A 25,297-nucleotide genomic window follows, 5' to 3' on the forward strand; every position below is an offset into this window, starting at 1 on the left:
ATTATCTACATAATACTATTAGGAGTACCTTGTAAATCCACAGCAAAAAGAGCTATTATATTCCCTAAATAAAGTTCATTAATGATATGATAATGATAAAATTCTTCACCTTCGCTGTGTTGTGTTACTCCATAATGCCCTCCTGATTCATCTAAATCCGTAGGATACGAGCCATCTATTTCTCTTCTTCCATAAATTAAAAAACCATCTGCCATGATTCCTACCAATTTTTCATCATCATGAGAAAGTGTTGTATTTTCTGGAACATCAGAAGACTCTACATGGTAGTGATAACCCGAAGGTCCGTTATGAGCTCCCGCATAATCAAACGTTTCTACAATCATTTCTTCGATTGGTCTATTGTCTCCTTCTTGATCATTAAAAATTGGTACTCCAGTTACAGAAATACCAATAGGACCTAGCCCTGTCGCCGTGCTTGTAGCGGCTATTTCTGGTGAAGCAGGAACGGTAACGGTAAGACTGCGATCACCACCAATGCGACCAGGAGTCAAACGAGTAGCCACTACAGGATCAATATATAAAGGTTCCGTCTCCTCCCAATATGGAGACGTGTGATTAGGCAAACCATTAGATTCAATAGTAATTTCATCACCGTCAAAAGAAACGGTGACAGCATCAGCATTAAATTCATCAAACGCAGCTAATGGTGTACTGACTTCTGTAGATGGATCCCCTGGATCGTTGTTCCCATCATCCTTACAAGATGAAATTAAAATAATCGCGACTAAAACGAGTAAACCTGTGAATTTTGAGTTTTTCATGTTATTAAGTTTAAATTTAGACATAAGTGTGTGCTATACTTAGACTTAACTATTTAAAAAAGGTTTAATCTAGATGTAGAATTTAATAACTCTATCAGTGTTAATGAATTTGAAATATAGAAAATAATCCGACGGATGTGTTGGAATTAAACCTCGAAACTATATCGTCTCATCGAGTATCTTTCTGAAAAACCTTTATTTTTTCTTCATCATAGATGACTAAATTTTTAGAATCATTAATGATTTTATATTCTTCAATAAAATTTTAGAAATTAGAGATTACTTTTCTTTTTTCTTACCTAATGAAATCTTGTAATCATCTATATTCCCTTTGATCTTTAGATTGAGATACTTTATTTTTTTGTTAGGATCTACCTCTACAATCTCATCCTCTTGTTCCTTATTGATAATAGTATCGTTCTTGGTCCCAAATAATTTTTTCCAAGAAGCTTTTTTTACAGTTTTCCAAGGTATACGTATATAATAATCAATATTTTGATTGTTATCATGAGTACCGGACAATTCCATATGCCCCAAAGTAGATTCGATCCTCATAGCCGGAATAGTAATCTTTCCTTTATTAATATCTAGGTTATTTTGTAAAGTGTCAAATCGGATGTTTTGGAGGTTTTTATCTCCCATATAATCGGAAAGTGCCAACATGGGATCATAATTTTTTAATCTACCGTTTAATACTTTTACATCCATTTCTAAAGTAGATTGATCCAGATCGGGTACCATATCTGGGTATACTCTAATCTTACCTTTAATTCTAGAGGTGAGTTTACCTTGTAAATTTTCTGAAACAAGATGGTCTTGCCCAAAATTTTCGAATTTGAAAAGCAATTTATCTAAATCAACATTATTCATAACCAAATCTGGCTGCATATAGATATGTTCTGGATCGCTACCATTAAAATATCCATTTAATCTAATATTCCCTCCTGCTGCATCCATATCTAAGGTATCTATATAAACGTAATGGTTGGGTGTTGTTCTTAAATCTGCTTTGATATTTTGAAGATCTATTCTATGGTATATAAAATGAGCGACATCTACCTTAAATTGCATGTCTGTAAATGGTAATTCATATATGTTAAAAGCTTCTGCATGTTTTTTTACATCTTCGGTTTTTGAAGTAACAGTCTCTGTTGGTTTTGATGGGTTCAAATCAAACTTAAAAAGTGCATCAAAGTCAATATAATTTGCCTTTAACGCGAAATAATTATCTCTTTTCTTTATCCGTTGAGCGTCTCCTAAATAATAATTTAGATCAAAATTAAAGTTGGTAGTTCCTATTTCTCCATGAAAGTCTTTTATCACAATATGATCGTCTTCATAATGGATGTTTCCTCTAAAATCATGAAAGCGAAGCGGATGTAATTTCATTTTTGTATCCAACTTGTCTAAAGCAAGATCTATGGAATGTAAAGCCGAATCTTTATAATGCATACTAGATGCTACATGCAGTGCCAAATCATCAAAGGTTTCGTGTCGGTATTCTTTTGGGACATAATTTTCTCCTTTATACGAAAAGACATCTTCTAGTCTTAATTTATTAGAAGTAAGATTAATATCTAAATCTACATCTCCATTAAGTTTGGGTTGCATCCAAAAGGAATACTCGTGTATAAGTCCATCTAAATGAAAATCACTATCATCTATATAGCCTGTAAAATCAACTATTTTTAAATCTTTATCATCTATTAGCACATCCGCATGAAAATCATGGAGTTTGTGCGGATAATGCTTTAGATCTGCATATAAACTATCGATAAAAAATTCACCTTTTGGCAAATACTTAGATTCTGTAAAATCTTTCGCAGAAGCTTTAAAAGAAAACCCTGTACTTAGACCTTTTATTTGTTCATCGAATCCGGTTTTAGTGGAGTCCTGTTTAGAAAAACGGGTTAACTCGGCGATATCTAAGATATTAGAGCTAATATCTAAATGAACATCGACAGGAATATCTGTATGATGCACAATTGCGGGTAAGTCCGAAAGAAAACCACTTACCGATAGATCAGAATTTCCCATCAATAGTTCGAACTGATTCAGGGTCGCTTGCTTGCCATTCATAACTAAATGCACATTCAAATCGTGTAATGTGGCGGGAAGCTCTTTGGTGACCAAACTCAGATCTTTTACAATCAATTCTGTAAAGTAGGCTTGATTTAATTTTTCTAATGCTTTTTCGGGCTTATCAATATCAATAATATCATGAAAATTCATTTTAAGCGAAATCTCTCCAGAGGCTTCTTGTACCTGTTCAAGTTCAAAAAACTCTGTCACAAAATCTAGATTAAAATTCGAGTTTATTTGCATATCCACTTCGGGAGATTCAAAATTCTTTACAAAAATAGAACCTTTAAATTCTCCTTTTTCCAAAGACGCAGTCATATCGGTTAGCGAAAATTCCATGGTACTCGCATCTCTATTTTTTCCATTCGTAAAATGACCATGAAAACCCATGTTATCTATCCGTTTTGCTCTTTTGGTATTTTCCAAAAAGGCTTTCCCTGCGCCAAAATTGGCTTTGATAAAAGGCCTATTTCCTTTGTTAGCTGGGCCTTGGATATTCGCATTAAAATAGATTTCGCCTGCATTTCTATATTTCTCTAATACTGGTATGATATCTGTTGGAGCAAAAGCAATCAGCATATCAAAATTGGGCTTTGTTCCTTCTATAGAAAGATCTAGATCTACATCATTCTTTGTATCTATAGAGCCTTCTAACTCAAAATCGCCATTTTCCATGACAATACCAGAAGGCTGTATGTCGAGAATGCCAGTGTATTCATTAAATACTAGGTCAGTATGGACTTCAAAATGTTTATTATGAATAAAAGTGGTATCTCCATCTTTGATTACATTTAGCTCAAAATGGGTATCTATATGCCCAGCGATGATACTATCTTTTTGGCTAAAACCTCCTGTACCCGCATACATGAATTTTTCTACGTCTGTATTCGTAGCTTCATCTAAGGTATGGATGTCTAAACTTTTGAATCGAATTTTTTTTAGATGAATATTGGTAGAAGGTGTTTCTGTTTCAGAAGTGCTGGCTAAAGAGTTTTGAATATTCGTTGTATTATTCTCGTGAATCACAATATTAAAAATGCCTTCTTCTATTACTAAAGACTGAATATCATAATCTCCTTTTATCATATCCCATAGGTTAAAACCTATGTATATATCTTTTACATCCATAATGATGGGTGCATTGTCTTCTTTGGTTTCTAGAATTTGTACATCATATACTTTTATGGAGATGTACGGAAAGTTACTAAAAAGAGATAATTCACTTTCGCCTACACGAATAAGGCCTTTGTGCTCTTCATTTAGTGTTGCGATCTCTCCTTTAATAATTTCAGATTGGTTGTTCTGAATGTATAGCATTAGGCCACCTACTACTAAAATTGGAACTAAGATTAGTCCTAATAAAATTCGTTTCCAGAATTTTTTAATCTTCACAGCAGGTTTCTTTTTGGTTAGCAAAGGTCTTTGACTTTAAAAATAACGAATTCGTATGACAAAATCTTATTTTAAAATATGATTTCGTTGTTGAGTCCATCGTATTTGTTGATTATATATTTTAACCAATGAAACACTACATTGTTTGCATCGACACTAATAACAGTTGTCGACCTCGGGCAAAGACTAGCGGTAGTTGAGTTTATAAACATTCTGTTAACTATTAAATCATCTTGTAATGGATTGATAAGAGCCTATTAACAATGCGTGATCCGAAGTATTATAATATGCTTTTTTTAATAAAATAGGTGTGTTATTTTTACTGCTCCAGATTTGATCTATTTCAAATAATGGAATACCATAAGGCCAGGTTGTGGTAAATCCATTAGCTACATCATGAAAACTATACAAATTTTGTCTAAACTGGTTAAAATAAATACTCTCATAAGGAGTATTAAAATCTCCCATAATAAAAGAACAATTATGATCTTTTGCTGATCTATAAACAATATCTAATGATGATGTTCTATTATCAAAAGGAACTGCATTAATATCTGCAATAAGTATTGACCTTTTTTGATTTTCTATATTAAAATCAACTACGTTAAATTTATAAAAACCTAGTGCATAATGATACGTTATTACATCTATTCTTCCCTTTACAATAACCAACATACCCCCTTCTAATTTTCGAATTTGATAGTTTGGAAATCTATTTCTGAATTCTTCTAAGTGTTCATTTGTAATACAATCCGCTTCGACCAATCCAACAAATTCTGGAGAGATATTCTCTATCTCTTTCATTATAATTTTAAAGGGATCTTCTCCATTTCGACCAATATTCCAAAATAATACGGTATCATATGAATCTGTAGACTTCTCAATTGATGTTGTCTTATAATAATAAACGCTCCAATAAAACACTAAACTAAAAAAAGACATTACCAATACATAAAACACCTTTTTGTTCTTAAAAAACAATATGCTCATAACTAAACTACCAATAATTAGCAGCAGTGGTGCACTTAGATAAAATAGTATGTTAATAGGATATACAATATCTTTAACTGTAAAGTGTATGAATACCTCTATACTAAAGAATATAAGTAAAAATCTTTTTGATAAATAAATAAAATGTCTTTTCAATCTTTTTCGTTTTTCTAAATGATCAAACTTGGTATAAGATTTCTTTTACAACTGATTAGTATACTCTAGAATTATTCGTTTTTGTTTTTTTAAAGTCCCTCTTAAACCTTAGAATGAGATAGAAAATTATTCTAATTTTGATATAAGACTTTTGCATTTTAACTAACGCTCGGTACAGAATAAGTTAACTAGCTTGGGCTTACATACGCTCTCCACTTTGTTATATGCTGCATTTCATTCTATTTATTTCTGAATTTAAAAAAAAGCTAAATATTCGGGAGATAATTTTTCAATGGACTTAATTTTTATACCCTTAAAAAATAATTCCGCTGCTTCACTTTGTAATTGTATTTTACCTTTAGTTAGCGGAACCGCCTCTCCTTTTTCATTAATATATCTTGAATTCTTTAAAACCATAACTACTTCCCCATTGACTATATGTAGACTTTTTCCATTTAAACAAATTAAATCTAGTGTATTCCATTCACCAGGTTCTTTCTCATAATTATTACTTCTTAAACAATAATTTCCTGCTTCCCCTTTTTCGCCGAAACTTAAAAAATCTTGACTTTCGTGTGCCATTGGATTTAAGCCAGATTCTGGTGCATATGCACGAATGTCAATAGCAGAAGTAACTTGACTCCAAAAATCACCGGTATGCGCTTCCATAATTTGAAATTCTTGTGACATCATCCATGAACGCCAATACTCTGCCCCAAACGTACCAATAGAATGATACAAAATACCAGAGTCTTTTAGGCGATTTAATCTTGGAATCCATTTTTTGTCTCCCCATTTAAACTGTAGCTGGAGATGATAATTTTCATATTCTTTTTTACTAGCTAGACAACCATAATACTCACCACTCACTTTAATAATAGTTTCGTCGTTTTCTGTCATAGTTGTGAACACATTATAGTTGGGCTTATTTAATCCAATAGGTTCTATTTCATTACCTAACTTATCAAGAGGAGGGCTGCCATTGTAATCTATTTGATGCTTGAAACTTAAGTAGGTATCCCATTCTGATAGATTTTCATCAATCAAATATGACCATTCAGAATCGTCTTCCTCAATTTTATTAGCTTGATCCGAACAGGAAAAACAGCATGTGAGAATAAAAATTACTATCATTATTTTGCTAATCCGGCTTGTGAGTTCATGTATCATTTAAGATCTGTTTTACTTTGTTTGTAACCATTGCAATCAATTTCTAAATTTAAACAAAGTATTGTATTTTTTGGGACTCCTCTCATACTTTGTGTATTTGGTACATCCTGAAATAATAACTTTATATAGAAGACCGTTTGTTAACCTATGTTATAAACAAACTTTAGTAAATAAGAAACAATATTTTAACCACTTCTTTTTCTCTTTTAAACCTATTTTTTCCTTTTTACGTTTTTTATTTTGGTTTAGTACTTTCACCAACCTTTATTTGTACTATCAATTCACATAGAAATATAAAAAAAATGAAACTACTATCTATTTACATTTGTCTGTTCTTATTCTGTATATCATGCTCTAATGATGATGATGGTCAGGTACTAACACCAAATGATCTTAATGATATTACTTCGTTCAGTATTAATGGTCAACAAGGCGCTATTGATAATAATACTATCACCCTTCAGTTAGATACAGGAACAGATATCACAGCTTTGACTCCTAATATTGAACATACTGGGTTAACTATAGTTCCAGATATTGGTGCGGTAGAAGATTTTACAGAACCTGTAGTATATACTGTCGTTGCAGAAAACGGAGATACACAAGAATTTACAATAAATGTTACTGTTCGTTTAGGAACAGCATCAGGAATAGAATTTATAACGACCTGGTCTGCTAACGAAATTACCATTCACACTAATACGGACTTTACCTATAATTATAATGTAGATTGGAATAATGATGGGGTGGTAGATGAATCTGGAATAACCGGTGATATCACTCATACTTTTGATACTGATGAAGAGCATACCATACGTATAACGGGTACTTTTCCTGCAATACGATTTATTGATGCTACAACTCTGGAGGCTAGCAAGATTATCTCAGTGGATCAATGGGGAACCGGAACATGGTTATCTATGGAAGGAGCTTTTGCAGACTGTTCTAACCTTGAAGTTCCAGCAATCGATGTTCCTGATTTGTCAAACGTGAGCAGTCTACGCTTCATGTTTATTGCTGCATCAATTGCAAATCCTGATGTTAGTAATTGGGATATTAGTAATGTAACAGATTTACTTGGTATGTTTTTTAGTGCTGGATTGGCGAACCCTGATGTTAGTGCATGGGATACTGCTAATGTAACGGATATGAGTGAGCTGTTTGCCACAGCTTCAGCAGCAAATCCTGATATAAGTAACTGGAATATTTCTAACGTTACTAAGGCTAGTCGTATACTTGATAATACAGCATTGTCAACAGAAAACTATGACAAACTACTCATTAGTTTTGCGAATCAAACGCGACAAAATGATGTTGTTTTTGGTGCATCTAGAGTCATTTTTTGTTCTGATGAAGCAGCTGCCGCAAGAGCTACATTGATTAGTGAAAGTAATTGGGATATTAGAAATGATAGTCGTGACCCCCAATGCGAGTAACCCTGCTAATTGGTACAATATTTAATTAGAAAACACGCAGATGACAGCGGTTAAGTCTACTACACTTTCTGCCATCTGCGTTTATACCATTTACAGTTTGTGAATTTACCGAAATAAAATACTCTTTTTCATAGCCATATTCCCGCTTTATTTTTATAACAAAATATAGTGCGGAAAGATATATTTTATTTGGTAAAATTCTATGGTACAAAGTATTACAAATCAATAGCAAAGTAAATGCAAGTTAAAGCTATAGTGTTAAAAAAACCGTGTACGGCAATTACGAACCACAAATCGTATTTGCGTAAGTAAAATATCAGCGCTATGAGTGATCCAACAATAAAAGTGACAAGTTGCCCTGTAATTCCTTGACCGCTATGCATAAAGCCAAAAAAACCAGTAGTTAGGACAATGCTTAGTGCAATACTGACTTTACTTTCTCCAAAGAACTTCATAAATTGTCTCATAAAATAACCTCGAAAGATGATTTCTTCTCCAAATCCTGCGGTAATCCATACTAATAGTAAAAAAGTTAAAAAATCAGGAAGATTTCCTTTCAATTGATTATAACCCGAATAATCTATTGGAACTCCTGTGAGTTTTGTAATCCCAGGAACCAATACAAAGGCATAAAAAATAAAAAGTCCCAGTGCAACTAATGGAGCAAGAACGAAAATGTTTTTGAATGTAAATTTTTCGCGTTGAAACCCAAGTTCTGAAAATGCTTTTCCTTTATATTCTATATAATTGGCTATAATGATTATGACAGAAATAATGATATTTTCTATAGTAATACGTAATGGACCAAACCATATAAAACAGATGATTGCAATGGTAAATAAAGGAATTAATAGTTGTTTTAAGTTAATTTTGTTCATCGTTTTTTGATTTTAAATTCTAAACGAAATAATGAACAAAATCTCTGAAAACCCTTTTAAATACCTATGTTTTTACTGAATGGTCATAATTTACAACTGAATAGTCGGTGTTTTTTAGTCTCTTTTATTGAAACCAATTCACAAATGCTTTTCGCTTATAACGACTGATATTGATTTCATCAATCATACTGTGTTCAATGGAAACTTTTAACCGAATGCGCAACTTACCATTTTCAATCTTTTCAATTTGATCTACGGCATCTTTGTGAATGATAATTTGTCGATTAGCTCTAAAAAATAATTGATCGTTTATTTTTTCTTCGAGTTCATTTAATGTAAAATCGGTGTTAATTGTTGTGCCATCATTTTTAACCGTATATACAATTTTGTTTTCACTGTAAAAGCACACAATATTTTCATAGATAAGCTTCGTCATTTTTGCTCCGCTGTCAATAGTAATTTCGGCACCTTTTATAGATAGCTTATATAAGTTGTATATATCTTGAACATACCATAAGCCAATGAGAATAGAACAAACTAATAAGGTAATTAGTAAACCAATTAATATATAATAGAATTCTATCTGTCCACCTGAAATTATTTCTGCAATAATAGCTGCGGGAATATATATAATTGTAATATATCCCAGCGTAGAGGCAATAAATCTTAGGGCAATAGCAATTTCTACCTTTTTAGCGAAATATTTTTTCTTATAAAATTTAAAATTAAGATGTGCTATGATTCCAACCAAAGTGGATAAAATAATCGTAAACAAAAAACCTACAATAGGGAATCTATACGATGTACCATCTAGAAAATTATCACTCGCTGCTAAATGATTGACTACTAAAGAGAATAGTATTAAGACAATTGCTTTCTGAAACCAGCGCCACGTAGCACTACTAGCAAATGAATGCCATACTGTTTTTATTGAATTATTGGTTGGTTGTGTAGTACTCATGAATTAGAAGCTCCTTTTTTTTGTCAGATTCAAAAGTAAAAAATAATTTCTCCACAGAATTTTTGTCAAGAATATTGATCGTCAATTCTTTAGTTTGGTTATTGCATATAACGTACCATGCAATCTGCTAGTAATAGTTTTTATTTTTTTTAACTATTGTACTTTTTAATAATATACTTTATGTTTTTTAAGCTACCATTTAAAGAATCAAATTCCTGTACTATTTCTGATTCATCTTCAAGTAACTTTCGAATTTGTTCATGTGCTTTTTTCTTTGAGAATAAAGAACCAATACTTGAAGATTTTATATATGAATTATTTTTTCTTATTCAATGTACAAAAATCTAGTGTTGTGGTAAAAGGAAGTGACCTTTCGATTGACTACCAAAATTTGCTTTGCTTTATTTTTTTATATCCTGTTGTGCTCCGTTTATTTTTTCCATTAACTTGTTCATTTCTGTCTTAACTAATGGTTTTAATTCATACTTATTCCCTTTTACTATAAATTCCATAGCATTATCAAAATTTTCACGCTCGAATTCAATATTAGCTAAATTCAATAGAACTATTGAAGTGTCATTTTGGGTTCTTAGTCCAATATTTAAAGCTTTAGTTAATTCAGAGAAACTATCTTCCCATTCCTTTTTTTCGGAAGCGATTATTCCTTTTGTAAAATGATAATAACTTTTTTGACCTTTACTCAACTTATCAGGGTTTTTGGTTTTGGTTATTAACTCTTCAGCCTTTTTAAAATTCCCTTTTTTTAATTGTCGAAAAGCGGTGTAAACTGTTCCATATTTAAAATATCCATAAATAAATAAAAACGCAGCCAGCAAAACCAAAATTAGATTTTGATAATCCTGTTCCGAATAGAAGAAAATAGCCATTACAATACATCCAATAACCAAAACTATTCTAATAAAGGGAGTAAACATAAATTTAAATTTAGTTTAGTTAAAATATGCTAACGTTTACTATAAAATGCATTTCAATGCTCTTTTACAAAGTGTTGGCAGCAGTTTTTTATTCATTATTACAAATTACGCACCCTTGCCAGTGTTTATAAATCTTGTGTTTTTCAAAATTTTATATTCACTCGGTAATTCTAAATTAGTTTTGTCTTCTATTAATAGTTCGATATTCTGATGCGCAAGTTTTTCAACAGGTTTATTAAACATCATAGCAATTAAGTAAAATATATAGCTATAAATTAGGACAGGAATGATCAATATAGATAATTGTAAAATCCCAATTATTTTACTTCCTTCAAAAAATTGCCAAACAAAAGATACAATAAGAATTAACCCAGAAATATAGAATAAGTAAATTGAAAAATTTGTATTTGGTAATAAATATTCATTTATAAGCAGGAAGAATGATATTCCAAAAATTAATATTGGAATCCACCATTTCTCGAGTAAATATTTTTTTAAAAGTTCTATTATTTTCAAATTTGTATGTTAAGTTCCTTAATTATTTATTTGACTCAAAAATGAGCTCTTTTTCATTCTTTCTATAATCTATATTCTAATTATGTTCTTTATTTGAATAATCTAGTTCTTAAAAAATAACTATAATTAGAAGAACTGGTATTAGCGTTAAAAATGATGTTCTCAAAAAATTCTCCCATTAGTACTAAGATAGCGAATTCATACGCCTATAGTTAATAGGTTTATTGACTATAAGAGTTCTTTAAAATCAAATTATTACAGTTTAGCAAATAGAGAAAAAGGCTCTAATAATCGTGCATAATCCTTAATATATATTATAGTAGATTTTAGCGCCTCTCTAAATTATTCTGAATATTCACAGAATCAGCAATACATTATACAGGTCTTTACTGTATATCGTTATTTTATATCATCGTTTTATAATTCATACAGAAGCTTAATTATTTCTTTATTAATAATATCGGCATTCTCTTTTTTTGTAAAAATCGTTTGATGATTTCCATCAATCAAAAATACAAGAATATATGGTACAAAGTCACAGATTTGAATGAGGCAGACAGGTTATTGGCACAGCACTTTACTTTTTGTTCATTATTCGGAGAGCTGGGGTCTTTACCGCCAACAAAAAAATCCAAGTCAACTAACTCGGATTTTTCTTTACGGTATGATCAAGTTTTCAGAAAATAAAATAACCAATTGATAACTGAAATACTCCATTTTTATTTTTATCTGAAATACCATCTATATTATTGATATCAGTAAGTCCAAGATTATATCTTGCGCTAAAATAGAGCCCGTTATCAAGTTTATAACCTAAACCAAAATTCACTCCAAAATCTGTTGTTTTAAATAGATCCTTATTCGTATTAGTACCTCCTTTAGTGGAAAGTAGAAAACCAATTTGAGGCCCTGCTTCTAGACTCAATCCTTTGGTCACATAATATTTTAACATTAATGGAACATTCAAATAGTTGAGTGCTATAATACCCTCGGAATCAACATCTGAGCCATATCCTTGTCCGGAATACATTAATTCTGGTTGAAAAGAAAATTTATCTGAAATTTTAACTTCAGCCATAACTCCCAGATTAAAATCTGTTGTCCAGCCGATTTCAGAGTTGTTCTCTCCTGTAAGTGTCGCGAAATTAAGACCTCCTTTTACTCCGAAATTAAGGTCTTGTGCATTAATATTCGATAATCCTAAAACTGTTACAATACCTATTAATACTACTTTTTTCATAAATTAATGTTTTTTATTTATTCGTGTAAAAGTAGATTTCTAAAAAAATAAATAGGTGATTTTGAGATTAGAGAAGTATTAAAACAAAGGAATTTTACGAATTAGGACGTTTTTTAAGCTTTCTAAAGGCTCCCGCTACAACTAGTTTGTAACTAGTGCGTACCACAAACAGGTAAAATCTTATTGGATATCTCTAGAAACTAAATCTGAACCCTTATCGTCTCATCGAGTGATTTTATCATTAGCGATAGCGGTACAAAATAAAAGACAATAGTAGCAAACGAAAAAGTCTATATTTATCATATGAAATTATCCTATGTATATATTTTGAAATGTGCTGATGATTCTTACTATACTGGAGTGACTTCAAATTTTAAGCAACGATTACATCAGCATCAGTCTGGTTATTTTAAGGATTCTTATACCCACAATAGAAGACCCGTAGTATTGGTATATATCTGTGAATTTACAGATATCCAGTTAGCAATTGATACTGAAAAACAAATTAAGAAATGGTCAAGGACTAAAAAAGAGGCTTTGATTAATGGAGCGTATGACAAGTTACCTAATTTGGCCAAAAAGAAATTTCAACAATAAAAGGATCTCGATACATTTTTCTTCCATTACATTTCAGAAAAACACTCGATCTGACGGGCGTGTAAAAATTAAATCTGAACCTCTAACGTCTCATCGAGTGTTTTTATCATTAGCAATAGCGGTTGATAAAATTGTATCGAGATGCAACACAAGACGAAAAACCAATAGGCAACCTGAAAAGATTTTAATAGTTCTGCTGGGTTTATAGAAGTACAATTTTTCTCCATTATCATTCCGAAAAAACACTCCATCCGACGGGCGTGTAAAAATTAGATCTGAACCTCTAACGTCTCATCGAGTGTTTTTATCATTAGCAATAGCGGTTGATAAAATTGTATCGAGATGCAACACAAGACGAAAAACCAATAGGCAACCTGAAAAGATTTTAATAGTTCTGCTGGGTTTATAGAAGTACAATTTTTCTCCATTATCATTCCGAAAAAACACTCCATCCGACGGGCGTGTAAAAATTAAATCTGAACCTCTAACGTCTCATCGAGTGATTTTATCATTAGCAATAGCGGTTGATAAAATTGTATCGAGATGCAACACAAGACGAAAAATCAATAGGCAACATTAAAAGATTTCGATAGTTCTGCTGGGGTTATAGAAGTATAATTTTTCCATTATCATTCCGAAAAAACACTCGATCTGACGGGCGTGTAAAAATTAGATCTGAACCTCTAACGTCTCATCGAGTGAATTAGTTATTCTCAAATCCTTTTTAATATTCGTATTCTAACATACCTTCAATTTCTAATAATTCTTTTTCTTTATCAGGAAACATTAAAAAGAGTTTATCTAAAAGCTTTTTAGCCTCACGGCAATTTTGAAATTCACTTTGACATTCAAAACTATAGGATCTAACAAGTCTGTAATTGATATCATAGTTTTTTGGGAAAATTTCTTTTGCTTTTTTATAGTAAAAGATAGAATTACTCCATTTCCCTTTTTCGAACCACTGATCCCCCTTATCTATTTGTAGTAAGAACTGTCTTTCTTGTTTTTTGAATTGTAAAGCTTGTGCATTCTCTTGAAGATTCTTTGAATCTATATTGTTTTGATGGATTATACCAATAGCAAAATATGCAAAAACACTTGTTACCACTATTGCAATAGCAATAAGTACGCTATTTTCTTTTCGCCTATCCTTTATTATTTTTTTTCTTATTTGCAGTAGTTCTTCATCAGAAGCTTCTTTTAAACTTGATTTTCCTTCAGTGTCTTTTAAGTTTTGCTTTTCTAATAGTTTTTTAGGCTTAAGTAATTTTTTATTATTACCTAAGCTAGTTATAATCCCCGCAACACTTCTTCCCTCTAACATTTTTAACTATTTACTGATAATTAGATCTAAACAATTGCATAGGTCCCTACTAATATGTAGATCCAAAATTAAATTTGTTACAATCGTCCAAGGAAAAAACAACCGTAATACAAAAAATTATGGTTGTTATATATGTTATTACTTGTAATTGACACTAGTCATACTTGTGTGTCTTGGGCGGAGACTAGCGGTAGCGAGGGAACTTTAAAAAAGTAACCTTAAAAACAATCCTGTCAAACAAGATTAATTACTCTTTTATCTACTTTCTTATAGTATCCTAAGAGTAACTGGCTAATTTTATTTTCTTTTAAAAAGTGACGTCTAAATCTCCAGAAACCAGATTAATATGGCAACAATCCGTACTAACGGTATAGGTACTACTAATGACTTCCTGGTTATTGATGAATCCTTTAAATCGAATTTGTCGTTCTTGGTTTACACCTAGACTATTATCATTTACTAAGGGATATTGTCCTTGTTGTTTTGATGACACGATCTCAGATGAAGAAAGTGATATCGTCATTTCTGTTCCATTTTGGATATTGATTACTTCAAAAGAATCTAAGGCAATAGGGTTTTGATTTTGATCTTTTACAGATACTATAATGTTTCTAAATTCTAAAGTACAGACTGTATTTTCACAATCTGAATTAGAATCATCATCATTTTCATTATCGTTATCATTACAAGATATTTGAGCTATTGTTAAAATTAGCAATAGTACTGCTACAAGTGGTTTGAGTGATGAAGTCATGATTTTATAGTTTATACTATCAAGATGTAAAAAAAGCTGTTTGGTTGCGTTAAAATTGTTAGAAGAAGTCATGTTTTTTCATGCGCTCTATTTCAATAAGATCTCTAAAAGATCGTAATTATTCGTTTTCATTCTTTGCCTGCTAACACTTAGTTTACAACTAGTCTAACTTGTAACTTTATACACACATCAATCTTTTATATATTTTGTTAGGTATCACCGCTAGTCATATTTGTCCATCTCGGGCGGAGATTAGCAGTAACATATTATCTTTTATATAACCAATCTTCAATCGCATCAAGAAAACTATTGCATCTTTTGTAAGGTAGTTTGTTGTCTTGGAACTCATAGAATCCTCCGGTCTGGCATTCGAAAATATTATGATTACAATTTGGGAATGATTTTATGATCAAGTCTGTATTCTTTCCCATTGTGTTTTCATATAATAATTTGGTTTTTTTCCAATCTACGTTCATATCAGTTTCTCCAAATAATGCTAGAACCGGAGTTTTTACATTCGATAAGATCTCATCAAAATCTTTGATGTACACCGGCAAACCTGTTTCTTCATCGAGCTCTTCTTTCATAAGAGGTACTTGAAAACCAACATATGCCCCTTTATTCATCGCTCCCATATTCTCTTGAACAAATCGTAACCAAAATGCATTGTTTTGGAGTTCTTTGGTAGCATTCATATAGGTTTCGAAACTTTCACCAGAGTGAGCTATTTTGATTCCTTTTAGCCATTGATCAACAATTACGGTAATGGAATCTTTAGGCAGCCCTTTAATTCTTAGATTTTCTTCTAGAAGGTAGCCAAAGTTTTCTTTATCATCTACACCACTTACCGAAATCCAAAATGCAATCTCTTTGTATTCGTTTATGACAATTGGATTTATCCAACCTGCCCTACTCCCTCCATATAAACCTATATTATTTGATCCTAGTATATGCTTTTCTTTAAGCATATGGATAGCTGCGATAGCCTCAGATGCGCTGTTATAAACGGATTGATTATAATTGAAGGTACCACCACTTTTTCCACATCCCATCTTATCCCACATATACGTGGCATATCCGGTTTTTGCGATTGTTTCTCTTATATCCAAATACCATTCTTGCGCAACAGCATTCGTTTTTCCTGATCCATGAATGATCAGCACTATTCCCTTAGGCTTTTGATCTTTCGGAAGATTTAATACCCCGTTTAAGGTTACTCCTTCAAACTTAAAATCTAAAATTTGTTTTTTGCTTTGTGCTTGTGAACTGATAACAATCAAGAACAAGATTTTTATGATGACTATTTTTCTCATTTTTCTAGTAACACTTTTCAATTTGCCTCCAATCTTTAGATATCACTAATAATTTAACTTTTAGAGGGTTTACTAGTAAGGATACCTATATTTTAATAATGTTACAGTTATGGAAAGAATTACCTATAACTGCCGCTAGTTTGTATTATAAATCTATGTTAGACATAGAAGTCAACACTAGTTACAGACTAGTAAATTATTATTGTATTTGATCAATAGCTACGAAGTTGTAAATTTCGTAGAGCTGGGACTAGCAGTAGTTAATATCAAGCCAATAAAAAAATTGAAATAACTATAATTAAATTGATGAAGATTGAAAAGACATTTGTTTTTAGGTGTGAATAATAGTTTCTCAAATACTTTTTAAATAAAAAGTCAACAATCAAGAAAAAGAATGCAATAAAAATAAAGAAAACAGGGATTACAAATCCAACTGGTGGAGTATGACTTCCTCCTATTCCACATCTAAAAATCGAATAGATTGTAAAACATAACCCTAATAGATATATGAGGGGTTTAATTATTTTGTACGCATCCATTTCTTATTAATATCAACTAATATCTTACGTTTTATACACCTCGTTAGGCAATGTTTATTCGCTTAATTTTATCAAGTACTTACTATTTATAGTATTTCTTTCAACTTGATTCAAATTTTCATATTTCCTTTGAAATTCATCAATACTCTTTTTGTCTTTAAACTTATTTACACTTTTCGTTATCTCATTTTGTATTTGAATGTATTTAGAAAAGCTTGTTTTTGGACTTGTTTTGAAGAAGAAAATTGAGTCATCATTATAATCACTTAGATAGTCAGAAATTTTATTAGATAACTGATTTATTTCGATAGCTTCAGAATTCCAATAAACATTGTTAGTGGAATCAATTAAAATATCAGCTCTATAAGGGTAATTATTTTTTTTATAAAGGACTTTTCCTTTTTTACTCCCATCATACACTGGAATTATATTGAAAAGTTTGTGTTTGAAGAAATCGTATTTAAAAGTGTCTTCATTAAAAATAGAATCAGTTGGTTGTGAAGTAAGGAAACTTAAAGTGCTTTCCTCGTTCAATTGTAAAGAATTAGCTTTAATATAATTCAAATATTTACCCCAAAATCCCTTTTTAAAATCTTTATGAGTTGATATTTTATTTACACAATTCAATGCATCTTTGCCAAATTTTAGACCTTTAATGCTATCTAAAAAAGAATACCTCTGTTTCAAGTCAATAAAATCATAATTAGAGAACTCAAGTAAAAAATTCACATAACTACTGGCTGTAGAATCTTTGAGTAGTTTGTTTTCTATTAATATTTTTTCATATTGTTTAAGATAATACCTTATTGATTTATTTTTTACTGTAAAATTTTGGGCATAACACTCATTATAAGTATCATAAATATTGGTTGTTTTATTCTTTTTTGAACAGCTAAATAAAATCAAAAATAGTATTGCGTAAAGTTTTTTCATAATTATAAGGACAACGTCTCGTATAAAAATAGTAACAGGTTTTGAAAGGCTTAACTTTCCGTTTAAGACCTACCGTAAATATATAAAAGCGACTTTGATTAAGCACCAAAGCCGCTTTTATTTTTATACATTGTTGGCAAATCGTTATTTTTTCATTTAGCGTATTAATTGTCGTGCGTTATTACTTGTTCATTTGACCTAAAATTTCAACTTTTCGCAACCATTTTGCTCTAAAATCTTCTTTAGAAAGTCTTATAGGTCCAATAGCAGTAATTCGCACCTTTTTTATTCCAATGTATTTTAATGTTCCTTTTTTCATAGCCTTGTGGCTAGGGTTTCCATAAACCCATTTATAATACCACGCAGGTTGGTCTAATGTACAAATTACTCTTGCTGTTTTTCCAGTAAAATACGTATCGCTAAATAATGAATTTTCTCTTTTGTTAAAAGCAAATCCAGGAAGTAAAACTCGGTCTAAAAACCCTTTCATTATTGCAGGTACGGAACTCCACCAAACAGGATAAATCCAAACTAAATGGTCAGCCCATTTTAATTTGACTTGAGCGTCTAATAGGTCAGGTTCTAATTCTGTTCGTTTTCTATATCCAAATTGTAGGTTTGGGTTGAAGTTCAATTCTCTGATGTTAATTTCCTTTATTTCAGCATTCGATTTTTCAGCCCCTTTTTTATAAGATTTTGAAAGTGCAAAATTGAAACTTTCTTTATCTGGATGTCCATTTATGATTAGTATGTTTTTCATAAATCTAAAAATAAGTTTTCAATTTTCTTTCAAATTTCGTGTCTGTTAAATTCTGAATTTTGAAGAACTTATAAAGAATAAAACAAGTTGATACCGTTAAGAAGAATGTGCAAATTATGAAGCTGCTAACACTACAAAAAACAGCTAATATTTGTGTGCCGATTTCTCCCAAATATGAATCGAAATAATCTTGCTTTTCGATAAAATAGTTGTAAACGGCTATTGCGTATTCGTAAAAACGAATGGTAAGTTCATATAATAACCAAATAGGATAAAACCATTTTCTAATAGGTTCCCACCATTTTCCCCAAATTGATTTTAATTGTTTGTTGTTTTCTTCCATTTTTAAACCTTTTTACAAAGGTTATTTTAATGGAAGATGTATCATTTGATATAAATCAAATTCGTTTTTTTGGATTTCTTATTCTGCTTAATGTTTCAAGTGTAATTCCTAAATAGGATGCAATGTGCGTAAGAGGTATTCTTTGGGTTATATTTGGATAAATATTTAAAAGATATTTATAGCGTTCTTCTGCCTTGTTGAACTGAATTGTATATAATCTTTCACATAGACCTAACATAGTTTGAGTAACAACTTTACTAATAAAACGTTCAAAATCGTGGTACTTCTTCGAAAGGCAATCAACTGTATCTTTTGAAAATTCAAGGACAACGGAATCTTCAATAAATTCAACATAATGAGGACTTGGCTCTTCGCTGAAAAAACTGATAATTGCAGCCATTATTTCATTTTCAAAAGTGAACCAGTCAGAAATGTCCTTTCCGTCTTTTAAATAATATGCTCTTGAACAACCTTTTACAATTAAGTAGGCTTTTTTGGAAAATTGTCCTTCACGAACTACAATCTCGCCCTTTTTATAACTTACAATTTTTGAATTCGAAATTAACTCTTGTTGACATTCATTGTTAATAGGGTGATATGTTTCTCCAATTTTATTTAAGATTTTTTCAATATCCATTTGTTTAAGTGACTACTGTTTTTCGGTTTGATGAATGTTCGTCATAATGTTTGCCAACTTGCATGTATAGTTACTATTATGCTTATTACCGTTTGTAACTAATTACAAACATTTATAAATGTTTACTATCGCATCTGGATTTTATTATAAGTTTTAAAAATAACGTAAAACTCCCCATATTACAAAATGATATGGTTCTTTTATATGTTGAAAACAGCATTTTAGATTTAAAAACCTATTCTCGATACACTTCTAATAAAGTCGAAGCACTCGAATTGACGTTTTTTATATTACTCATTTCCCAACTTAGGAGCTAACCATAAATATCCCATGCATAACAAAAAGAAAATATAGAACCCAATTGGGTTGATGGGTTCTAATGGAGAGATTTGTTCTGTGGTTTTTTCGGTAGGTCTATCAAACTGTCTAAGGTTTCTTTGTCTGTTTTCATACGCTGATTTTGATTTCCAGGTGGTGATATCTGTTACAAAATAATCGAAAACAGCGGTAGTATCTTGTGCTATCGATAGCCTATTCCAGCCTAATTTCTTAGGATAGGTTGTACCTGTCCATAGATTTGAGATATCAATATCGCTACGCGGTGCAATACGATATTCTTCTTCGGTTTTCACCTCAGGTTCAGGAATAGCTGTTCTTAGCGTAAACTCATATGATTGATCCTTAATCCCCAGAATACTATGTTCATCCCAACTGACCTCAGCACTTTCTTTTTTACCGATAGCGCCTATAATTTCTGACCATAGTTGTTGGTACTCTTTTGTTTTTCCGTTTAAGAGTAATTCATAGGTACTTTCCAACACTGTCGTACTTACTTTCCCTTTACCAAGATGTTTATAGGCGGATACGATTTGCTCACTACCATTTTTGGGAATCGCTTGTAGCTGAAATTGATCTTTAAATAGAAAAGGATACTTTCCTATTGTAATTTTTGGTGAATTGATTAGGCTTGTCTCCGTACTTTTTTCTCTACTAAAATCAAAAGCCGTGATGCTTTTTCTGGATCGGAAAAAGTCATCATCCGGTTGGATAAAAAGTCCTAATCCATCTTCTCTAATAGCATTCTCCAGTGCTGTCCGAGAAGGCTGTCCTACATTTTTTGCTGTAGTAGCATCTAGCATTACCAAATCAAAAGGTGCTAAGTTCTTTTCAGAAAGAGCGCCGATCGGTATTCGATCTGTATTAAAATATTCGAACTTATATTTTCCTTTGGTGATCCTGCTTTTCACCAATACCTCATGACCCATTTCTGCCAAATAGTTTTTTAGGTATTTGGTTTCAAAGGTTGGGAAACCATTGACAATTAGGATTTTTAAATGGGTTCGATCCTTTACCTTCACAGGAATGGGACTACGAGAACGTATTGTACCCAAAGAATCTTTCTCTACCAATGAAAAGACATAGTTGCCCGTTGCTTTTAATTCCGTCGATACCTGAAATGCTGATGCTGTATCGGATACCAACGTAATAGAATCTAACGAATTTCCTCCTGGTCCTTCCAGAATCAATCGATTTCCTTTTGTTGGATTGTTATATAATCCTTCAAACTCTAACTGCTCTCCTACTACGCTACTTTGATCGTATGTAAACCTCACAACACCAGAAGGCACATCACTTTTGATATAGTGAACCTCATAGTTTTCTAGCTGCCAAAAATCAAAAGGTGCTACACCTTCTCCCAATACAAAAACAGTGTCTGATGTCTGTATATTTTCGAAAATTGGTTGATTTGCTTTGTACGGAAAGGTTTGTATTCGTTTATGAGCTTTTTTTAAACTATCTAGTTGTTTGGTATCATAGCCATTAGTAAGCAATGCTACTTTGGTGTTTTTGCCAAGTATGGGCAAGGCTGGTTGTAGCGCAATGATCGAAAGCGAAACTATTGCAAACAGTGCAACTGTGATGTTCATCCAGAACTTGCGTTTCCCAAAATGAGGCGATTCTTTCCAAACAAAAACCAACCATACCACTATGGCACTAATGCTTATATAGGGTATCCAATTATTATGTAAAAAAGTGATATTCTCAATCATTGATTTCGAGCTCCTTTAATAATAATTCATTGATTTTGCTTGTTTGTTGTTGCTGTTTCGCTGCATTAGGCTTCAACTCCGGAAGTGCCAAAAACAATCCTTTTTGTAATTCCTCCAGTGCTTCTGATGGTACAGTGACGTCTTCAGAAATCCATTTTAATTGTTGTAATGTTTCTAAATATTTTCCTGGGTCTTCGATTGCTTTTGTTGCCAATTCATTTCCGGCTTGACCGAAAAGTAGCTTATCATCTTCGGTGATCGTACCGCTTTCAGAAATAAGCTGTTCCAATCTTGCCAAAGTTACACGTATAGAAGGATATGCATCTTCTTGCTCTAAAGTTTCCGTTTTTCGGTATCCCGATACCTCATCGATTTCTCCAGTAAGTCTTTTATCTTCCTTAATCGGAGGAGGATCAAAACCGATACGATGCACATAGATACGTGCACTGTTTTTTATTTCCTGAATCAGTTTTAGCGCCCTGTATTGATACGGCAATGATTTTTCTGGTGTGTAGAGTCTTAAATATAATTCTGCATCCCACATTTCATTAAGCGCCTGTCTGAGCTTACTTTTTAGCGATTGTGTAAACAGTGTAGATTCTTCTGGATCTTCATGATTATGCAGGTATTCTTCTAAAGGATCTTCCTTTTTTTCTTCTACCAGATTGTGTTCATTTTCGCTATCGTGCTTATGTGTGTATTTTGCCAACGGATCTTCATCCTCATGTCCTTCTTCGTGATGATCTTCGTCCTCATGTTCTGGAGATTCAACATCTCCTTCTGCAGTGCCTCCGAATTCTGATTCATCTCCCATAAATTCGGCATATTTAAGTCGCAGTACTTTTTGGTCAAAACCTAATTCATTACTTCTAGATTTATAGTCTTTTGTAGATAGTTTTGATTTATCCTTTAGCAGTTTTTCTGTATCGATAATCAACTGTCGTTGACTTCTAAAGTAATCCGGCATCAGATCCACTCCCATCGTTCCTTCTACCGCAAAAGTATCAGGAACGGTATCTTTTATCACTGCAAAAAAGGTTTCGCTTCTGGATGTATTTGGTTTTGGCCGTTTACGGTCTAAGGCTTCTACATAAAAATAGAGTTCATCTCCCGGTTCCATCTTCATTTGATCCAGATCAATGTTTTTGGACAAATTCATATTCTTATTGCCTTTAGAGATTTTACTATTGAAGTTTAACTTCTCTTCTCTAAACTTTACGGATTCACCAGAACCTTTACTCACCGTAGCAATGATATAAGCGTCTTCAATCCCAAAGTCATCGGTAATCGCTGTAGTAAAGGATACCTTTTTATCTTCATTAAAAGCAAAAGAAGTGAACTGTTTTATTCCTTTAATTTCTACAGAAGGGCTCTTGTCTTTGATCACCTCGATAGCATATAATTCGGAAACATAGGATCGGTCTTGTAGGTCAGTAAATTTAAAATTATAAAAACCTGCACTGGTGATTGTGGATGCTCCTGTATATGTTCCATCAATTAATTTCATAGGGTAGCTATTTCCCATGCTTTCCATCGTTACGCTTTTGATTTCTTGGTCAAATTGTATTTTCCAGGAAACTCTGGATCCTTCTACGGCTTTAATATCCATTGTAGAAGTCTCTACGGAAGGAACCTGTGTATAGTTGGGGTAATCAATCATTAGTTGTTGACCTATCAACCTAGGTGGCTGTATTACTGTCTTAGTCGTATCTGTTGGTTTAAAAACAATTGCTTCTGGAGTTTCCTTAGATTGCTGTGATCCTTGAAGGTTTGATAATAGTTCGTACTTATAAATCACTAAGCCTATCAAAATAAAAGCACTTAAAATAATAGTGCCACGAACTAAATGATTGGGAGGTTTAATGGTTTTTAGTTTTTCGACAAGTCTGGTTGTTACTCTATTTTGTTGTATTCTGGCTAAGCTAGACAGCTTTTCTTCGGGTACTAACAAAAGACCAGTACTATATTCTGTAGCCTCAAGATGAAAATCTATATAGCTGGCAATATTTTCTAAACTCTTCTTCCATGGTTTTATGACAATTGCAGCAATACTGCCAACCAAAAGCAGGGTTAGTATCGTCCATAATATATTAGAAAACGCAAGATATATTAACATAGCAGGTCCCAAAGCATATAATGCGATCTCCAGCCAAAGCATCAGTTGCCATCGCCTTCTAAATCCAACCAATATGTCGTGTCCTGATCTCATTATTGTTTTCTGAATTTTGCTACACTACGTTCCATCACTAACAATGCTCCCAATAACAACCATAACCATTTTGACACATCAAAAAGTTTAAATTGTTTTTTACCCGATACTAGATTTGTCGCTACAGGTTGCAGTTCTGATATATCGATCGTTCTTTTATCATACTCATTAATTTCGGTTTCGATATCTTGATGAAAATCAAAAAGTTTTAGCAGTTGTTCGGATACGTTTCTATCGATACTATTCTCTGTATTCAGTGTTTCTGTAAGATAAAAAATCCTATTCGAAGATCCTGCTTCTATAATATTATCAGCAAGATCATCCGGTTGGTACACTAACATCCTTGTTGACGTATTCGGAACTACAGCTGAAGACAACCAAACCACCAAGTCAAAAGCATCAGTATCTAATCCTTCTCTATCCTGAACGATTTCTATATCTATTTGTTTATTCAGGTACTTTGATATCACATTTAGCGATGCTTCTATGTATGTTTTTTGAGTAGCTAGACTATCTTCGTAAAACAATACTACTTTGGTTGGTAATTCTGAAGTAAGAATTACGCTTTCTTCTTTTCCGTTTAACGGAATCATCACACTGTCATTTGCTTCATTAAATCTAAGTCTCTTATCATCGGTAGCAATAAATGCCTTCTTAAAAGACAACTGATCTTGATCACTAATCATCGATAGAACTTGCAAAGAATCTTCTTTCTTAATGGCTTTAAGCACTTTTTTAGATACCTCTTCTGATTCTAAAGATATCCAGGCAACATTCTTGTTCGTTTCTGGTCTTTTACCTTTGATTCCGTTTATGAATGCTTTCGTAAAAACGACAATACTATCGGTTTGTAGCGTTTCCATTTCTTTGGCTAACTGCCAATAATTAGGAGTATTATTATTTTCTATAGCTGTCTGATCAGTATCCAACTCGGGAAATCCGGATTCCAAAAGCCTTAGCGATTCTCCTGTTTCTATGGTATCTATGATCGTTTGTATTCTATCATCATCCAGTAATGAAGGTTCTACTATATAGATTATTGGTATGGTCGTCGCTTTCTTTTTAATCCCAAATCCGGCCATTAAGAATACCAAAACACCAATCAACAACATTCTTAGTAGTAGTAGAAAAAGTTCATTTAGTTGAATACTTCTGGATTGTTTCGAGTCTGATTCACTCAGCAATTTAGTGCTCCCCACTTTTATTGTTTTTCCTTCTTTTTTACTCCACAGATGTATGGCTAAAGGAACCAGAAGTCCTAATAATGCCCAGAGATATGTAGGGTTTAGGAAAAACATA

21 protein-coding genes are annotated in these 25,297 nt (G+C 32.2%); 2 read left to right on the forward strand and 19 right to left on the reverse strand.

The genetic code is table 11. From position 1 onward, the window contains the following. Positions 1 to 5: 5 nt before the first annotated feature. The 4 genes from D1818_RS05970 to D1818_RS05985 form a co-directional block, all read right to left on the reverse strand. Positions 6 to 782, reverse strand: coding sequence for a YHYH protein (locus D1818_RS05970; RefSeq protein WP_118456960.1), 777 nt, complete (start codon positions 780 to 782; stop codon positions 6 to 8). Between the two features lie 279 nt (positions 783 to 1,061). Then, the gene (locus D1818_RS05975) at positions 1,062 to 4,256 is read right to left on the reverse strand and encodes an AsmA-like C-terminal region-containing protein (RefSeq protein WP_118456962.1); all 3,195 of its coding nucleotides are present in this window, start codon (positions 4,254 to 4,256) and stop codon (positions 1,062 to 1,064) included. Between the two features lie 228 nt (positions 4,257 to 4,484). Beyond that, a complete protein-coding gene (locus D1818_RS05980) occupies positions 4,485 to 5,402 on the reverse strand; it encodes an endonuclease/exonuclease/phosphatase family protein (RefSeq protein WP_118456964.1) in 918 nt (305 codons plus the stop codon). 255 nt (positions 5,403 to 5,657) lie between these two features. Then, complete coding sequence (locus D1818_RS05985) at positions 5,658 to 6,572, reverse strand: DUF1080 domain-containing protein (protein WP_199726312.1); 915 nt, start codon at positions 6,570 to 6,572, stop codon at positions 5,658 to 5,660. Between the two features lie 302 nt (positions 6,573 to 6,874). On the opposite strand from D1818_RS05985, the gene D1818_RS05990 reads away from it, so the two are divergent. Then, complete coding sequence (locus D1818_RS05990; protein ID WP_118456968.1) at positions 6,875 to 8,008, forward strand: BspA family leucine-rich repeat surface protein; 1,134 nt, start codon at positions 6,875 to 6,877, stop codon at positions 8,006 to 8,008. Positions 8,009 to 8,223: 215 nt separating this feature from the next. On the opposite strand, the gene D1818_RS05995 is transcribed toward D1818_RS05990, so the two are convergent. From D1818_RS05995 to D1818_RS06020, 5 genes are all read right to left on the reverse strand, one after another. Beyond that, entirely contained in the window at positions 8,224 to 8,886 is a 663-nt protein-coding gene (locus tag D1818_RS05995; protein WP_118456971.1) for a CPBP family intramembrane glutamic endopeptidase, read from the reverse strand. 124 nt (positions 8,887 to 9,010) lie between these two features. Next, positions 9,011 to 9,847 carry a LytTR family DNA-binding domain-containing protein gene (locus D1818_RS06000; RefSeq protein WP_118456973.1) on the reverse strand — a complete coding sequence of 279 codons (837 nt, stop codon included), beginning with the start codon at positions 9,845 to 9,847 and terminating at the stop codon, positions 9,011 to 9,013. A 401-nt stretch (positions 9,848 to 10,248) separates the two neighbouring features. Next, positions 10,249 to 10,782 carry a hypothetical protein gene (locus D1818_RS06005; protein ID WP_118456975.1) on the reverse strand — a complete coding sequence of 178 codons (534 nt, stop codon included), beginning with the start codon at positions 10,780 to 10,782 and terminating at the stop codon, positions 10,249 to 10,251. 105 nt (positions 10,783 to 10,887) lie between these two features. Then, positions 10,888 to 11,298, reverse strand: coding sequence for a hypothetical protein (locus D1818_RS06010; protein ID WP_118456977.1), 411 nt, complete (start codon positions 11,296 to 11,298; stop codon positions 10,888 to 10,890). A gap of 676 nt (positions 11,299 to 11,974) precedes the next feature. After that, positions 11,975 to 12,538 carry a porin family protein gene (locus D1818_RS06020; protein ID WP_118456981.1) on the reverse strand — a complete coding sequence of 188 codons (564 nt, stop codon included), beginning with the start codon at positions 12,536 to 12,538 and terminating at the stop codon, positions 11,975 to 11,977. Between the two features lie 303 nt (positions 12,539 to 12,841). On the opposite strand from D1818_RS06020, the gene D1818_RS06025 reads away from it, so the two are divergent. Further along, on the forward strand, positions 12,842 to 13,135 hold the full coding sequence (locus tag D1818_RS06025) for a GIY-YIG nuclease family protein (protein WP_118456982.1): 294 nt from the start codon (positions 12,842 to 12,844) through the stop codon (positions 13,133 to 13,135). A gap of 724 nt (positions 13,136 to 13,859) precedes the next feature. On the opposite strand, the gene D1818_RS06030 is transcribed toward D1818_RS06025, so the two are convergent. The 10 genes from D1818_RS06030 to D1818_RS06075 all read right to left on the reverse strand — a co-directional run bounded on the left by D1818_RS06030 (position 13,860) and on the right by D1818_RS06075 (position 25,296). Beyond that, the gene (locus tag D1818_RS06030; RefSeq protein WP_118456984.1) at positions 13,860 to 14,459 is read right to left on the reverse strand and encodes a hypothetical protein; all 600 of its coding nucleotides are present in this window, start codon (positions 14,457 to 14,459) and stop codon (positions 13,860 to 13,862) included. Positions 14,460 to 14,766: 307 nt separating this feature from the next. After that, the gene (locus D1818_RS06035; protein WP_147406246.1) at positions 14,767 to 15,213 is read right to left on the reverse strand and encodes a hypothetical protein; all 447 of its coding nucleotides are present in this window, start codon (positions 15,211 to 15,213) and stop codon (positions 14,767 to 14,769) included. A gap of 266 nt (positions 15,214 to 15,479) precedes the next feature. Beyond that, positions 15,480 to 16,526: a S9 family peptidase gene (locus D1818_RS06040; RefSeq protein WP_118456988.1), complete on the reverse strand. Its 1,047-nt coding sequence runs from the start codon at positions 16,524 to 16,526 to the stop codon at positions 15,480 to 15,482. 593 nt (positions 16,527 to 17,119) lie between these two features. Then, entirely contained in the window at positions 17,120 to 17,998 is an 879-nt protein-coding gene (locus tag D1818_RS06045) for a hypothetical protein (protein WP_118456990.1), read from the reverse strand. A gap of 181 nt (positions 17,999 to 18,179) precedes the next feature. Next, on the reverse strand, positions 18,180 to 18,758 hold the full coding sequence (locus D1818_RS06050; protein WP_118456992.1) for an NAD(P)H-dependent oxidoreductase: 579 nt from the start codon (positions 18,756 to 18,758) through the stop codon (positions 18,180 to 18,182). A 4-nt stretch (positions 18,759 to 18,762) separates the two neighbouring features. Further along, entirely contained in the window at positions 18,763 to 19,101 is a 339-nt protein-coding gene (locus D1818_RS06055) for a hypothetical protein (protein WP_118456994.1), read from the reverse strand. Between the two features lie 55 nt (positions 19,102 to 19,156). Continuing rightward, positions 19,157 to 19,738 carry a Crp/Fnr family transcriptional regulator gene (locus D1818_RS06060; RefSeq protein ID WP_118456996.1) on the reverse strand — a complete coding sequence of 194 codons (582 nt, stop codon included), beginning with the start codon at positions 19,736 to 19,738 and terminating at the stop codon, positions 19,157 to 19,159. Positions 19,739 to 20,028: 290 nt separating this feature from the next. After that, positions 20,029 to 21,789, reverse strand: coding sequence for a hypothetical protein (locus D1818_RS06065; RefSeq protein ID WP_118456998.1), 1,761 nt, complete (start codon positions 21,787 to 21,789; stop codon positions 20,029 to 20,031). Next, positions 21,782 to 23,998, reverse strand: a complete 2,217-nt coding sequence (locus D1818_RS06070) for a tryptophan-rich sensory protein (protein WP_233558605.1) — start codon at positions 23,996 to 23,998, stop codon at positions 21,782 to 21,784. The genes D1818_RS06065 and D1818_RS06070 overlap by 8 nt, the downstream gene beginning before the upstream one ends. Further along, on the reverse strand, positions 23,998 to 25,296 hold the full coding sequence (locus tag D1818_RS06075; RefSeq protein ID WP_118457002.1) for a BatA domain-containing protein: 1,299 nt from the start codon (positions 25,294 to 25,296) through the stop codon (positions 23,998 to 24,000). Before D1818_RS06075 ends, D1818_RS06070 begins: the two co-directional genes overlap by 1 nt. Between the last annotated feature and the right edge of the window lies 1 nt (position 25,297).

The sequence above is a fragment of the Aquimarina sp. BL5 genome (genome assembly GCF_003443675.1).
In the GTDB taxonomy this organism is placed as follows: Bacteria; Bacteroidota; Bacteroidia; order Flavobacteriales; family Flavobacteriaceae; genus Aquimarina.